The sequence below is a fragment of the Corynebacterium sp. genome, from assembly GCF_043426755.1.
Classification (GTDB): domain Bacteria; phylum Actinomycetota; class Actinomycetes; order Mycobacteriales; family Mycobacteriaceae; genus Corynebacterium.
The window spans coordinates 20,204-34,668 of the sequence record NZ_JBHWRP010000076.1; the positions used below are offsets into that span (position 1 = coordinate 20,204).

Below are 14,465 nucleotides of genomic sequence, written 5' to 3' on the forward strand. Positions count from 1 at the left end.
CGCCAAGCAGCGCCAAGGAATAGAACTGGGCAGGTATTGGTTAAAGTAAGGAAGAGCTATCGCACCGATATTTACGTTGACCTACATTAAGGATTGAATGAACCAAGTGCCGAATGAGAACCAGACACACGACGAACTTCTTGCTCAAGCGTTCCGCGACAATCAGCCGCAGCCGAGCGCAGCAGGCAGCGCAGTAGATACGGACGCGCCGACCGTCGGTGAACTGGACCTGGAGGCCCGTAATGCTTTCCGACGAGTGGAGCGCTCAGACTCTGTCCGCTCACGCGACGCCGAGGACATCTACGAGGTGGAGTACCGCAAACTCCGCCTGGAGCAAGTCGTCTTGGTGGGGGTGTGGACCGAGGGCACAACCGCGGAAGTGGAAGCCAACATGGCCGAACTTGCGGCGCTGACCGAAACGGCGGGCGCTGAAGTCGTCGAAATGCTATACCAGAAGCGCGACAAGCCGGACCCGAGCACCTTCATCGGCTCCGGCAAGGTGAAGGACCTGCGCCAGATCGTGGAGGCCACGGGCGCAGATACCGTGGTCTTCGACGGCGAGCTCTCGCCCGGGCAGCTGGTCGCGCTGGAGGAAGCGCTAAATACCAAGGTGATTGACCGCACCATGTTGATCTTGGACATCTTTGCGCAGCACGCGCAGTCCAAGGAGGGTAAAGCGCAGGTCTCGCTGGCGCAGATGCAGTACCTGTACACCCGCACCCGTGGTTGGGGCGGCAACCTGTCGCGCCAGGCGGGTGGTCGTGCCGGTTCCAATGGTGGCGTGGGTTTGCGCGGCCCCGGTGAGACGCGGATTGAGGCCGATCGTCGCCGCCTGCGCACGGACATGGCGAAGATCCGCAAGGAACTGGTGTCGATGAAAACCTCGCGCGAGGTGAAGCGTTCTCGTCGACAAGCATCCACTTTGCCGCAGATCGCGATCGCGGGCTACACGAACGCGGGCAAGTCTTCGCTGATCAACGCGATGACAGACGCGGGCGTGCTGGTGGAAGACGCACTGTTCGCAACCCTGGACCCTGCCACGCGTAAGGCGGAGCTTGCCGATGGCCGCTCCATCGTCATCACCGACACCGTCGGTTTTGTCCGGCACCTGCCCACGCAGCTGATCGAGGCGTTTAAGTCCACCTTGGAGGAGGTCCTCAACGCGGATTTGATGTTGCACGTGGTGGACGGCTCTGATCCATTCCCGCTGAAGCAGATCGATGCGGTCAACACCGTGATCTCGGATATCGTCCGGGACACGGGCGAGCAGGCGCCACCGGAGATCATCGTGGTCAACAAGATCGATCAGGCTGATCCCTTGACCCTGGCGGAGGTGCGTCACGCCCTAGCAGACACACACAACGTCGTGTTTGTCTCTGCACTTACGCGCGAGGGCATCGACGAGCTGGAAGCGCGCATCGAACAGTTTCTGAACACGCTGGACCGGCATGTTGAGCTGCTCGTGCCCTATACCCGCGGCGATGTTGTCTCGCACGTACACGACGAGGGCACGGTGCGTTCCGAAGAGCATCAGGCGGAGGGAACGCTTATCGACGTGCGCCTGCCCCATGTTCTGGCGGAGCAGTACGCGGAGTTTGTGGTCGACGAGGAATCCGACGATTAACCTGCGGGCCCAGCGCACCCCCATATAGTCACACAATTCTTGATTTCCCGCCTGAAGGGCAATAATGAAGATTCGTGACTAATAAATTGGGCTGGGACCTCCACGGCGACGGTAAGAAAATTCTTCCAGGGGCAGTAGTTGCCCCCAACGAGCGGCTGAACTGGCCACGCACCATCGGCATCGGCATGCAACACGTAGTTGCGATGTTCGGTGCCACCTTGTTGGTGCCAACCCTGACAGGTTTTCCTGTCAACACGACGCTGCTGTTCTCCGGCCTGGGCACGATCATCTTCCTCTTAATCACCAGGAACCGGCTGCCCTCCTACCTGGGCTCGTCGTTCGCCTTCATTGCGCCGCTGAGCGCGTCGGCGCAGTACGGTATTGAAGCGCAGATCACCGGTGTATTCTTCACCGGCATCGCGCTGATCATCGTTGGCTTCATCGTGAAAGCCGCAGGTAAGCGCGTCATCGATGCTGTCATGCCTCCCGCGGTCACAGGCGCCATCGTGGCGTTGATCGGGTTTAACCTAGCGCCCACGGCGGTGTCCAATGTAGAGACCCAGCCGCTGGTTGCGGCCGTTACCCTCGTAACCATCATCGTCTTTACCGTGGCAATGCGCGGCATGGCCACCCGCTTGGCCATCCTGATCGGCGTGGTCGTCGGCTGGGTCTTCGCGGCGCTGACCGGCAACCTTGCCGACGATGCCGCTGAGACTATTGCCCAGGCGCCGTGGATCGGGTTGCCGACCTTCCACACCCCCAACTTTGACCCCGCTGTGGCCGTGCCGGCGGTGCTTGTCACTCTGCCGGTGATCGTCGTGCTGATCGCAGAAAACGTCGGCCACGTCAAGGCCGTCTCCGAGATGACGAAGGCTGACCTCGATGATCTGGCCGGCGATGCCCTGATCGGCGACGGCATTGCCACGACCTTGGCCGGTGGTTTCGGCGGCTCCGGTACCACGACCTATGCCGAAAATATTGGCGTGATGGCCGCAACGCGTGTGTATTCCACCGCTGCGTACTGGGTGGCTGCCATTTTCGCTATCGCGCTGGCGTTCATTCCGAAGTTCGGTGCGCTGATCTTCACCATTCCCGCCGGCGTATTGGGCGGGGCCTGTCTGGTGCTGTACGGGCTGATCGGCATGCTCGGCGTGCGCATCTGGCAGGACAATAACGTCAACTTCAATAACCCCGTCAACCTGACTGCTGCAGCAGTGGCGATGGTCGTGGGCATCGGCAACCTGTCGTTGACCATTGGTGGGGTACCGCTGGAGGGCATCGCCTTGGGTTCGGTGGGCATCATCGTTGTGTACCCAATCATGAAGTGGGCTTACACCACCCTGGGCGAAGGCCAGCAGCACGCCCGGTTCTAGCACACAAGAAAACGACCACCTAGGAAAGCCAGGTGGTCGTCGTTAAGCGTGGACCTTAAGCGTCGAGGTCCGACTCAATTAGTGCAGCGATCTTGTTGACGGCTTCCTCGTTGTCGGAGGAGACGATGACCTCATCGCCCTGCTCAGCGCCAAGGGCCATGATCATCAGCGAGGACGCGGCATCCGCCTCTTCGTCCTCATCGGAAGCGAGGACGATCAAGATCTCGTCGTCATACTCGCCAGCTGCCTCAGCGATTACGGTGGCGGGGCGGGCGTGCAGCCCGACCGAAGAACCAACCTTTACGGTTTTGGATGCCATGAGAATAATTTCCTTTCGTTAGTTGATCTGGGTCAAGTCTAGAAGATTATGCGGTGACTGCGGAGGATTCTTGTGAATTGTTGTGCACTCCGTTTTCCGCTGCTTCCTCGACGGCACGGTTTGGCCAAAACTGCTTGAGCGCGAGGACCGCCACGGTCGAGGTTGCGATGCCTGCTGCCAGGGCGATCAGTGCTCCCCACCACGGGTTGATGGCGAACAGCACGAAGATACCGCCGTGTGGTGCGCGCGAGCCCACACCGAGGGCCATGGACACCGCGCCGGTGACAGCGCCGCCGGCCATCATGGAAGGGATCACGCGCAGGGGATCTGCTGCCGCGAATGGGATCGCGCCCTCGGAGACGAATGACAGGCCCAGCAGCCATGCGGACTTACCGTTTTCCTGCTCCGCCGGGGTGAACAGCTGCTTGCGGATGAACGTAGCGATGGACAAAGCAATCGGCGGAACCATACCGGCGAGCATGACCGCAGCCATGATCTGGTAGCTGGCCTCCGTACCGGCGGACAGTCCAGCGGTACCGAAGAGGTAGGCAGCCTTGTTTACTGGGCCACCCAGGTCCAAGCACATCATCAGGCCGATGATCAGGCCCAGAAGAATAGCCGAAGAACCGGACATGGAGTTCAGCCAATCGGTCAGCCCAGTCATTAGTGCCTCGAGTGGGCGGCCGAGCAGCAGGAACATCGCCAAGCCGACGATCAGCGAGGTCAGCAGCGGGATGATGACCACAGGCATCAGTGAGCGCAGCCACGCAGGGACCTTCCAGTTGCCAATCCAGTGGGCGACAACACCGGCCAGAATACCCGTGATCAAGCCACCGATGAAGCCTGCTCCCAGCATGACTGAGATAGCACCGCCGACGAAACCAGGCGCGATACCCGGACGACCGGCCAGCGAAAATGCGGTATAGCCCGAGAGCGCTGCGACGACGAAGCCCATCGCGGCTTGGCCAATCGCAAACATCACAGCGCCCAAGTAGAGCGCTAGGCCAGAACGGTCGAAGACCACGGTGGCGCCGTCGACAAGCACCTCATTGCCAGGCAGGTTCGATAGCGAATAGCCGGTGGAAATAGCCTGCCAGCCGTTGGCGACGTCATAACCGCCGATAAGGAATCCCAGCGCGAGCAACAACCCGCCGGCTGCGACGAAAGGCACCATGTAGGACACGCCCGTCATCACTGCCTGTTGGATGCGCTTTGGCCAGCTTTCTTCGCTGCTCGAGGAGCCCGATTGCGCGGAGCTGGCGGTGCCGTCCGCTACGACCCGTCGTGCGTTGGGATCCTTCGCGGCGGCCAACGCCTCGTCCAGCATGGCGTCGGGCTCATTGATTCCCCGCTTCACCGGGGTTTGAATAAAGGGCTTGCCGGCGAAGCGCTCCTTGTCGCGGACTGCGACGTCGACGGCGAAAATGACGGCCTCCGCCTTCTCGATGATCGCAGGATCAAGCTGCTCTCCACCAGAGGAGCCTTGCGTTTCGACGACAAGGTGCACGTCCTCACGCTTGTCCGCAGCTTGCTGGAGTGCATCGGCTGCCATATAGGTGTGGGCGATACCGGTGGGGCAGGCGGTCACGGCAACGATCGTCGGCGCGACGCTTGCCGGAGCGGGTGCGGTCTCTGCAGGCGTGCTTGGAGCAGCGGCCGTCGAGGTAGACTTCGACGACTTTTTCTCCGCGTTGGTGACCGCGAGCACCGCTTCGACAATGTCGTCGTTGGTGGAAGCTGCCCGCAGCTTGTCGATGAAGTCACCACGAACGAGGGCGCGCGCCAGCTTGGAGAGGATCTTCATGTGCTCCTTGCCGCCACCTTCAGGTGCGGCAATGAGGAAGACAAGTTCGGCATCCCCGTCTGGGCCACCAAAGTCAACGGGGCGGGACAGTCGGGCGAACGCCAACGTGGGTTGGCTGACGGCAGCGGAGCGACAGTGGGGGATAGCCACTTGGCCATTCACCCCGGTGCCTGCTTTGCTTTCGCGTTCGTAGGCGTCAGCGGCAAGCTGTGCAGCATCCGAGGAACGCCCGGCGGCGGCGACGGTGTCGGCGAGGTGGGTGATGACGTCGCGTGGTGTCGTACCGAAGTCGACATCAAGGCTGACGAGGTTTGACGTAATTAATGAGTCACTCATCGTAGGTCCTTGCTTTCAGAATGGACAATGGTTCGGATAGTTGTTTCAGAAAAATTCACAAGATCAGGACCGGGGATTTCCGTCCCGGGAAGGCCAGCCGCGGCAGAACCGTAGGCCACCGCCCAGCCCAAAGACTCGGCATAATCCAGACCGTGCGACCGAGCGCGGAGATAGCCTGCCAGCGAGCAATCGCCCGCACCGACCGTGGACACCACCTGTGTTGGCGGTGGAGTAGCAACCCACGCACCGTCGGAGGTAATCAGCGCTGCACCGGCACCGCCTAGAGTGAGCAAAATTTCGGAGACACCCTTATCCAGCAGTGGCCTGGCTGCGTCGAGGGCCGGTCCGAAATCACCGGACTCTGCTTGTCTTTCGATGTCCTCACCATCAAACCCGGTGAGCTGACCCAGCTCGATCCCATTGGGTTTCAGCAATGTGGGAGCGCAGTCTTCTAGCCGCTCACCAAGGGCTTGCAGGGGCGCATCAGAAGTATCGACGGCAACGAGGGCGTCAGGGTTAGCGTCGATGCACTTAGCGACGAGAATGGCGTACCAATCCAGCGGTGCGCCGGGAGGAAGGGAACCGGACATGACGATGGCCGAGCCGTCAGCGGCGGCGTCGACCACGATGTTTTCAATCTCGCGGAGGTGATCGTCGTTAAGTTCCGCTCCTGGTTCGTTGAGCTTGGTGGTGGTGCCGTCTGCTTCGGTGACGGCGGTGTTGGTGCGCACCGACCCGGGGATGGGAACATTGGTAAAGGGGACCTTTGCAGCCCGGACGAGGGCGACGAATGGGTCATTATCTGCGGCAGGGAAGAGTGCGCGGGTCTCCACGCCGCCGCGGTGTAGTGCGTTGGCGACGTTCACGCCTTTGCCGCCGGCGCTGCGTTGTGCGTGGGTGGGGCGTTGGACCTCTCCACGTTTCAGTGGGTCTGCGAGACTCAGTGTTGCGTCGATGCTGGGATTAGCAGTAAGCGTCAGAATCACGGTCGTGGTTCCTTTTCTGTTGTGATGTTTCTGGCCGAAACCACTACTCGTGGCTGGTGGCACATCGGCCTCTGCCAATAAGTATGCCCGATCGTGTCCGATCGGGCAATGGTTTATGGGGAAAATTCACACAAAACTGTGGAATTGTGTCTGAATTAACATTGTTTTCATTCGGCGAGGAGGACGTCGATGCCCTGCTCGCGTAGATCAGCGATGAAGGACTCCGGTGCATCGGCATCGGTGATGATTGCATCGACCTGATCCAGCGAAGCGAAACTCACCAGGTAATCGTTTCCGAGTTTTGTAGAGTCACACAGGACGACGACCTGGCGGGCGTTGGTGACCATCGAGGACTTCACCGCAGCTTCTTGTGCATCGGCGGTGGAGAGGCCATGGTCGATGGTCAGTGCGTTCGTGCCAATGAACGCGACTTCCGCGCGCATCAGTGCCAGGGTGCGCAGCGCTGTATCGCCAACCACCGCCTGGGTGATGGCGCGAACGCTTCCCCCAAGAAGCTGGACATTGTCCAGGCCTGCGCCGGAGAGTTCCAAAGCGATCGGCAGTGAGTTGGTGACGATCGACCACGTCTTGGCGTCGGGGTGTTCGGTCATCAAGTCCGCCAGCCCATTGATCGTTGTGCCCGCATCGAGGAAAACCCCGCCTCCACGGGATGGCAAGAACTTCATCGCCTCACGGGCGATTGCCGACTTTGCGGTAGGCGATGACCGGAAGCGGGTATCCAGGGGGAACTCGGTGGTGAGGAAGGATTGGCTCGCCACCGCACCGCCATGGACGCGGTGGACCACGCCCTCGCGGTCTAGGACCGCGAGGTCTCGGCGGATGGTTTCCGCCGTTACCTCAAATTTTTGGGCCAGTTCCGTGACATTGACCCGCCCTTCCACAGCGGTCAATGACGCGATCTGTCGCCGACGTTCCTCTGCATACATTGGGGCCTCCGAGCAAACTGCGTGCTGAAAATGGATATTACCTTTCGTCCAGTATTCCAAACTTTCGCTGCCCGAGAATGTGAGTTGGTGCCCGAATGCCCCCGTCAGGGTGTACTGGACGGACACATGCTAAGAGGAAGTCGGCGATTATGGGGGACCAATAGAACCGTCGGTTAACCCCGCCTACGGGGCATGAAAGCGCGGGCCAAGCCAAGGTGGGCTGAAGCGCGTTAAGAGAGGTGGAAAAGGATTGTGCGAGATTAGAGGGTGCGCATCACGGAAACGACGCGTCCCATAATCTGGGCTTCGTCTCCCTTGATGGGTGCGAAAGCATCATTGTGGGGGAGGAGCCACACACCCGTGGAATCACGGTGAAATTCCTTGACGGTGGCCTCGTCGTCAAGCAATGCGGCGACGAAATCGCCCTCCTCGGCGACTGGCTGTGCCTTGACGACGACCCAATCCCCGTCGAGGATGCCGGCGTCCCGCATTGATTCGCCAACGACCTGAAGCATATAAAGCTCACCATCGCCCACGATGTCAGTGGGCATGGGGTAATACTCATCGATATTCTGCTCAGCGAGGATGGGGTTGCCGGCGGCGATGCGCCCGACCACGGGAACATAACTTGTTTGAACGGAGTTCTCCGGAACTTCGGTAGTGTCCTGTGACGTGTCCTTTTTCTTAGTTAGGTTCGCGCTAGGGAAGTGGCGCAAGTCGACAGCGCGCGGCTTGTTCGGGTCGCGGCGCAGAAAGCCCTTCTTCTCTAGCTCTTTGAGTTGGTAGGCCACCGAGGAGGTCGACTGCAGACCTGCTGCGTCACCAATTTCGCGAATGCTTGGTGGGTATCCCCGGAGGACGACGGCATCTTGAATCACTTCGAGAATGCGCTTTTGCCTAGCTGACAGGGTTGCGGGATCTGGTTTCTTGGGGTCCGACTTCTTGCGGGCCATGGTTACTCCTAAGCGGCGTGGGGTCAGACGGACTGGGCTGTCCGTAAAAGTTTCGTTACTACATGTGTACCACGAAACTGCAAGTTTGTTCGAGAAGGCGGACAAACTATGGACAAAGTTTTCTCGCCGTGCTATAAATCGAACATAGAAGCTAATTCGAACACGTAAGCGAAGTTGGTGTTCGGGCATGTCCCAAGCGCTTCATACGATAGCCACACAACGAAAGGGAAGAAATAATGACGATCCAAGAAATCAACGTTAACACTGTACAACGCCGCCCACGCGCCAACTCTCTGGTGGTGCCACCTGCGTCGGTATGGGATCTTAACCCGACTGAAAGCGCCACGCATCGCACGAAGAGTGTTCGAACACTTCCCGGGAGATATCGAACGGAGGGGCGCTTAGAAGGTGTGAATCATCGAGAGGATGATGGAACCAGAACGCAACTCGAAAATCGCCACGATTCCATCCGATCAATTCTTCTCGCTTCCTTCATGGGATTTAGCCTGATCGTCGGGGCAGCCATGGGTGGCGTGTTCGAGGATGCCCAGGTGGGCGATCAGGCCCCTGTCGATTACACGGCAGAAGTCCAAACTCTCGACCGCAGGTAGGAGATCCGTTAGCGCTGGCAGAGAACTTGGCGAGGGCGAGAGCCAAGGTGAAGCAGAGCAGGAGGAGACGGTAGAATTTGAACTGTGGGTTAACCACAGTGATCCCGCTTCCTCAATTCAGATAGGTTAGCTGCCAGTGCATTGCCCTTTTTGCCACAATGATTCCTCGCGTGTCATTGACTCACGCATTATCGATTATGGTGCCGCGATTCGTCGTCGGCGCGAATGCACGTCGTGCAACGGTCGATTCACCACGGTAGAAAAAGCAATTCTCACCGTCATTAAACGCAACGGCCTGTCTGAACCTTTCAACCGTGACAAAGTTATTACCGGTGTGCGGCGCGCGTGCCAAGGGCGCGATGTATCCGACGACTCCTTGAAGCTGCTCGCCCAGGAAGTTGAAGAATCAATTCGCAGCCAAGGCAGTTCCCAAGTCAACGCTAATGACATCGGTTTAGCTATCCTCGAACCTCTTCGCGCACTTGACGAAGTCGCCTACCTGCGCTTTGCCTCGGTGTACAAATCCTTCGAAAGCGCAGACGACTTCGAATCAGAAATTAGGCTGATGCGGCGCCGCGACCGCGAATACTAATCAGCCCAGTTTGTCCACCATCTTCTGGATACGCCGCTCAGATACCGGCTTTGGTGTGCCCAGCCTTTGAGCGAAAAGGCTCACCCGCAGTTCCTCGATTCGCCACAAAATATCCTTCACCGCGCGCGATTTCTGCGCTGCAGGTGGGAGCCTTTTCAGCTTCGCATCAAGATAACGCTTGGCTGAGTCGACCACATCTTGGCGCTCCGCGTCGCGATCTGGGTCTATCGCCATGTCAGAAAGACGGATCTTGATCGCCTCCATATAGCGAGGCAGGTGCTGAAGAGTCTCCGTACCATGCACCGTAATTGCATGCGGCGGTAAGAGGAACTTCAACTGTGCGTGCATATCGTCGATCGCAGGCCCTTCCCATTTCTCAAGTTCTGCGGCCACGTTGGCAAATTCGACCAAACCGGGGACGACTGAGACGACGGAACGGCGTACCCGGCCCGCTACTTCTGGCTTGACCTTATTCAACAGCTGATCAAAGTCAGCAGGAGTGCGCACAGTCCCACCGTGATCGAACATGAGATCACGAATTGCTGCCACCCGAGCATCTTCCACAAGCCCCTCGGCACCGCCATGCGGGTAATTGTCGACAGCAACCCGCTGGCGCAGCGGTAGACCCTTCGTCATCTGTGAGGCCGATACAGAGATCTTCCGCAGCAACATGGTGAGCGTTGCAGTCACCATTGACTGCTCCGCCGCAGCCTTCGTCGGATGGACGGTCACCTTGACCCCGTCTGGTGTCGCCTCAAGAGCAGGGAAGGCCTCGACTTCGTTCCCGTCGACCTTCGTGGTGACAGTTTCGGGGATCTCACCAAGCGTGTCATCGGTCCACTCCCGCACAGCCTTCGACTCGGCCTTTCTCCCAGCCTTAGACATGGATGATTCAATTTGGCCTGCACGTCGCGCCTGCAAAGCGCTGATGTCCTTGTCGTGGTCGATGATTTTTCCACGCCGGTCCACGGCGGCAAACGTCATGCGCAAGTGGGGCGGCAGTGTTTCAGGACGGAAATCGGAACCATTGATGCCAGCGCCGCCCAAAGAACGCAGCACCCCAGCCAACTGGTCTGTAATCCGCCCCTCGAAAGGAATCAGCTTCGGCGCGGCCCGCTGAGCAAAATCGGGGGCAGGAACCACCGTCTTGCGCAGAGCCTTCGGCAGAGACCGGATGAGCTCAGTGACAAGCTCCTCGCGCAGGCCGGGCACAAGCCAGTCAAAATCTTCATCGTCCACGTTGGCCAGCAACGGGACAGGTACTAGGGCAGTAACCCCATCGAAGGGGTCGCCCGGTTCGAACTTATATTGCAGCTCATAGGTCACTGAACCCTGGCGCCAGTGGTCGGGGAATTGTGTGTCCGTACTGGCCGAGTGCTCCTCGTCGAGAAGCTTCTCGGGATCAAAGTCAAGGAAATCCGGCGTATTGTGGCGCTTCTTCTTCCACCACGAATCGAAGTGGCGCCCGGTGACAGCGTTGTCGGGCAGACGGGCATCATAAAACTCGAAGAGCGTATCTTCGTCGACAACCAGCCCGCGGCGGCGCACCTTGTCCTCTACAGCACTGGCTTCTTCCAGCATCTGTTGATTGTGCTTGAGGAACTTATGGTGCGTATTCCACTCGCCACCAATCAGGCCGTGGCGAATGAACATGTCGCGCGCAGCTTCCCGATCCACCCGGTGATAGGGGATCAGCCGGTCAGCGACGATCGTGACACCATAAAGCATTGACTTCTGGTGCACCATCGCCGCGGCCCGTTTTGTGGACCACACCGGCTCCGAATAGGAATGCTTCAGCAGGTTCGCGGCTAATTTTTCAACCCAGGCCGGCTGGACCTTAGCGACATCGCGGGCCCACAAGCGCGAGGTTTCAACCAGCTCGCCCGCCATGACCATCTCCGGCGGCTTCTTCGCCAGGGCGGAACCCGGAAAGATCATGAACCTTGTGCCACGCGCGCCTTGGTATTCCTTCTTGTTGCCATCACGGGCACCGATATTGGACAGTAGCCCGGACAGGAGAGACTGGTGAATGGCATCCTGATCGCGCTTGCCGACGACATTCTCCGTCCGCGACCAGCCCAACTGCTTGGCGACGTCGCGCAGTTGACGCACCAAGTCGTACCACTCACGGATACGCATGTAGTGCAGGTATTCCTTCTTCATCCGCTTCCGAAACGCGTTTCCGGACATCTCATCGCGCGATTCAGTGATGTAGTCCCACAGCTTCAGGCTGGAAAGGAAATCAGACTCCGTGTCTTTAAACCGGGCATGCGCCTGGTCGGCTTGTGCCTGGAATTCTAGGGGACGTTCGCGCACGTCTTGGATTGTCATGGCGGAGACAATCACCGTAACGTCCTCCAACACCCCGAGGGTATTGGCCTCTACCAGCATCCTGGCCATGCGCGGATCGACCGGGATGCGGGCAAGGTCGCGTCCGATCGTCGTTAAGCGCGGCTCGTCCTTGCTTGCCGACGATTCCTCCAGCGCTCCCAGTTCGTCGAGCAACACGAGGCCATCGCGGACCGCCTTGTGCTCTGGGGGCTGGATGAAGGGGAAAGCGGTGATATTGCCCAGTCGCAGTGAAATCATCTGCAAGATCACGCTGGCCAGGTTGGTGCGCAGGATCTCCGGATCGGTGAACTCGGGGCGAGAGTTGAAATCGTCCTCGGAATAGAGGCGGATGGCGATACCGTCGGCGACACGCCCACAGCGGCCGGAGCGCTGGTTGGCGCTTGCCTGAGAGATCTCCTCGATGGGTAGGCGCTGTACCTTCGTGCGGGTGGAGTAACGGGAAATGCGCGCGGTACCGGTATCCACCACGTAGTGGATGCCCGGAACCGTCAGAGACGTCTCTGCAATATTGGTGGACAACACGATGCGACGGCCCGAGTGCGGGGAAAAGACGCGGTGCTGTTCCTGGTTGGAGAGACGGCCGAACAGGGGAGTGACCTCCACCCCGCGCCACTTCTTCGCCTCAATGGCTTCCATGGCGTCGCGGATATCGCGCTCGCCGGGGAAGAAACACAAGATATCGCCAGGCCCCTCAGCCATCAGCTCTTCTAGCGCTAGCACGAGGCCGTCCAGCATGTCGATGTCGACGACCTTGTCGCCCACCGCTTGCTCGAGTGGGCGGTAGCGGATCTCCACGGGGTAGGTGCGGCCCGAGACCTCGATGATGGGGGCAGGGGTACCCTCCTGGTCCGCGAAATGCGCGGCGAAACGCTCCGGATCAATCGTGGCGGAGGTAATGATCACCTTCAAGTCCGGGCGGTGGGGAAGCAGGCGCTTCAAATAGCCCAGCAAGAAGTCAATGTTGAGGGAACGCTCGTGCGCCTCGTCGATAATGATCGTGTCGTAAGCATTGAGGTAGCGGTCACGCTGCATCTCCGCCAGCAAAATGCCATCGGTCATCAGCTTGACGGCGGTAGTGGCGGACACGCGATCATCGAAGCGGATAGCGTAGCCAACAGAATCACCAATCTTTTGACCTAGCTCATCGGCGATGCGCTCCGCGACCGTGCGTGCAGCCAAACGCCGGGGCTGGGTATGCCCAATCAACCCGCGCCGGCCCCGCCCCAGATCCAGCAGCATCTTCGGGATCTGCGTGGTCTTACCCGAACCGGTCTCGCCGGCGATGATGACCACCTGGTTGTCGCTGATCAGCTCCATGATGTCGTCGCGTCGCTCAGAGACCGGTAACTGTTCGGGAAAAGAGATCTCAGGGATGTTTTCGTCGATAAGCGACACCTTGAGGGCCGCCTCATCGAGATCCTTGCCTATCGCCTGGAGAGCCTGAGGGGAGCGAGCCTTTCGCAGGCGGCGGCTAAAGCGGCGGGCATCCGAAATTGTGAGTTCATCGAGGCGCGCATAGAGCTCGTCGCGCGTAGGGGTAGAGGAAGTAGTCATAGCTGAGTATGCAGTCTAGTCGCTGATCGCGAAGGTCCATGGTTAGCACCGGTAGAGAGCTTAAAACAAACTTGTAGAGAAATCTGGGCGTTTTCACATTATGCTTCATATTCGCCTGTACAAGACAGGGAAAATGGCCTACACATGCCCGGAAGGGCTAAGAGGAAACTAAGGACAGAGGCGATGAATACTGTGCCACCGAACTACCCGCAGCACTTCACCCACTACGCGCCAGACCACAGCCCACTAGACAGAGGCGATGGTGAAATCAACGTGTTGGCGGCTGTCAACTATGGATTTACGCGGTGGGCTTCGAGGAGCAACTGGTTAACCTGGGGTCTCCTCCTTGTCGCTCCAGGGGTCTTGATCTTCGCCCTCACATTTGTTCTCATATTTTTCGGTGAGGTAGTACCGATAAGGTCGGATGCGGCCGATAACCTATCTTTTGCATTGATGGCTGTTCTTGTCGTCGCCTCAGTCGTGCTCACAACAGTGGTGAACTTGTGGATCTACCGGGGCGGGGTGGTGCAAGCGGCTGAGCCTTCGATCCGGTTTCGGGATTTCTATACCAATGCCCGAGTCGGCCACCAGTTGTTACTGATTATCGGGGTCGTCGCGGTGGCGTTAGTGCTGATTTTTCCGATCGGATTGCTCTTTGAATTGGCGAAGGGCTCCCCGAAGGCCGATATGCTTATCCTCCTTGGGCTCATTGTGCTGCCCATAGCACTGATCCCGTTCTTCTTCCTCGTTCCCTATTTCATCGCTGATGGCCGTGGCGTGTTCGAGGCGATCGGCGACAATATTCAGGCGGGCCGGCAACACTGGCTAGCACTGCTGGTGTACTTCATCGTGGAGATCGTACTGAGCCAGCTGATCATCGGCCTCACCTTCGGGTTTGGAGTTCTCGCGGTTGTGCCGCTTTCGGCGATTATCCGTGGTCACTTGGTTCGGCAGTTTAACTGCGGCTATATCCCAGTCGGCACAAATGGTTAGCGCGCTGTCTTCTGATGATGG

The 14,465-nt window shown here is 59.0% G+C and carries 10 protein-coding genes; 4 read left to right on the forward strand and 6 right to left on the reverse strand.

What is annotated here, in order from left to right:
- Positions 1–97 precede the first annotated feature (97 nt).
- Complete coding sequence (hflX, locus tag ACHFGA_RS07665) at positions 98–1,624, forward strand: GTPase HflX (protein ID WP_394281814.1); 1,527 nt, start codon at positions 98–100, stop codon at positions 1,622–1,624.
- 74 nt (positions 1,625–1,698) lie between these two features.
- Positions 1,699–2,997 carry a uracil-xanthine permease family protein gene (locus tag ACHFGA_RS07670; protein WP_018581182.1) on the forward strand — a complete coding sequence of 433 codons (1,299 nt, stop codon included), beginning with the start codon at positions 1,699–1,701 and terminating at the stop codon, positions 2,995–2,997.
- A 55-nt stretch (positions 2,998–3,052) separates the two neighbouring features.
- Here the strand turns inward: ACHFGA_RS07670 and ACHFGA_RS07675 are convergent, their stop codons facing one another.
- The 5 genes from ACHFGA_RS07675 to lexA form a co-directional block, all read right to left on the reverse strand.
- Positions 3,053–3,316 carry an HPr family phosphocarrier protein gene (locus ACHFGA_RS07675; RefSeq protein WP_018581183.1) on the reverse strand — a complete coding sequence of 88 codons (264 nt, stop codon included), beginning with the start codon at positions 3,314–3,316 and terminating at the stop codon, positions 3,053–3,055.
- Between the two features lie 46 nt (positions 3,317–3,362).
- Entirely contained in the window at positions 3,363–5,456 is a 2,094-nt protein-coding gene (locus ACHFGA_RS07680) for a fructose-specific PTS transporter subunit EIIC (protein WP_394281815.1), read from the reverse strand.
- On the reverse strand, positions 5,453–6,442 hold the full coding sequence (locus tag ACHFGA_RS07685) for a 1-phosphofructokinase family hexose kinase (protein ID WP_394281816.1): 990 nt from the start codon (positions 6,440–6,442) through the stop codon (positions 5,453–5,455). Before ACHFGA_RS07685 ends, ACHFGA_RS07680 begins: the two co-directional genes overlap by 4 nt.
- Before the next feature lie 167 nt (positions 6,443–6,609).
- A complete protein-coding gene (locus ACHFGA_RS07690) occupies positions 6,610–7,389 on the reverse strand; it encodes a DeoR/GlpR family DNA-binding transcription regulator (protein ID WP_018581186.1) in 780 nt (259 codons plus the stop codon).
- Between the two features lie 260 nt (positions 7,390–7,649).
- Positions 7,650–8,342 carry a transcriptional repressor LexA gene (gene lexA / locus ACHFGA_RS07695; protein ID WP_394281817.1) on the reverse strand — a complete coding sequence of 231 codons (693 nt, stop codon included), beginning with the start codon at positions 8,340–8,342 and terminating at the stop codon, positions 7,650–7,652.
- 747 nt (positions 8,343–9,089) lie between these two features.
- Here lexA and nrdR point away from each other — a divergent pair.
- Positions 9,090–9,545: a transcriptional regulator NrdR gene (gene nrdR, locus ACHFGA_RS07700; protein WP_018581189.1), complete on the forward strand. Its 456-nt coding sequence runs from the start codon at positions 9,090–9,092 to the stop codon at positions 9,543–9,545.
- Here the strand turns inward: nrdR and hrpA are convergent, their stop codons facing one another.
- The gene (gene hrpA, locus ACHFGA_RS07705; protein WP_394281818.1) at positions 9,546–13,451 is read right to left on the reverse strand and encodes an ATP-dependent RNA helicase HrpA; all 3,906 of its coding nucleotides are present in this window, start codon (positions 13,449–13,451) and stop codon (positions 9,546–9,548) included.
- Between the two features lie 453 nt (positions 13,452–13,904).
- Between hrpA and ACHFGA_RS07710 the strand changes: the two genes are divergently transcribed.
- The gene (locus ACHFGA_RS07710; RefSeq protein WP_161795938.1) at positions 13,905–14,444 is read left to right on the forward strand and encodes a hypothetical protein; all 540 of its coding nucleotides are present in this window, start codon (positions 13,905–13,907) and stop codon (positions 14,442–14,444) included.
- The last annotated feature ends 21 nt before the right edge of the window (positions 14,445–14,465 follow it).

Bases quoted from the DNA above. Each gene is read 5' to 3' on its own strand.
- hflX (WP_394281814.1), top strand. From the start codon at position 98: ATGAACCAAGTGCCGAATGAGAACCAGACACACGACGAACTTCTTGCT.
- ACHFGA_RS07675 (WP_018581183.1), bottom strand. From the start codon at position 3,316: ATGGCATCCAAAACCGTAAAGGTTGGTTCTTCGGTCGGGCTGCACGCC.
- ACHFGA_RS07680 (WP_394281815.1), bottom strand. From the start codon at position 5,456: ATGAGTGACTCATTAATTACGTCAAACCTCGTCAGCCTTGATGTCGAC.
- ACHFGA_RS07690 (WP_018581186.1), bottom strand. From the start codon at position 7,389: ATGTATGCAGAGGAACGTCGGCGACAGATCGCGTCATTGACCGCTGTG.
- lexA (WP_394281817.1), bottom strand. From the start codon at position 8,342: ATGGCCCGCAAGAAGTCGGACCCCAAGAAACCAGATCCCGCAACCCTG.
- hrpA (WP_394281818.1), bottom strand. From the start codon at position 13,451: ATGACTACTTCCTCTACCCCTACGCGCGACGAGCTCTATGCGCGCCTC.
- ACHFGA_RS07710 (WP_161795938.1), top strand. From the start codon at position 13,905: ATGGCTGTTCTTGTCGTCGCCTCAGTCGTGCTCACAACAGTGGTGAAC.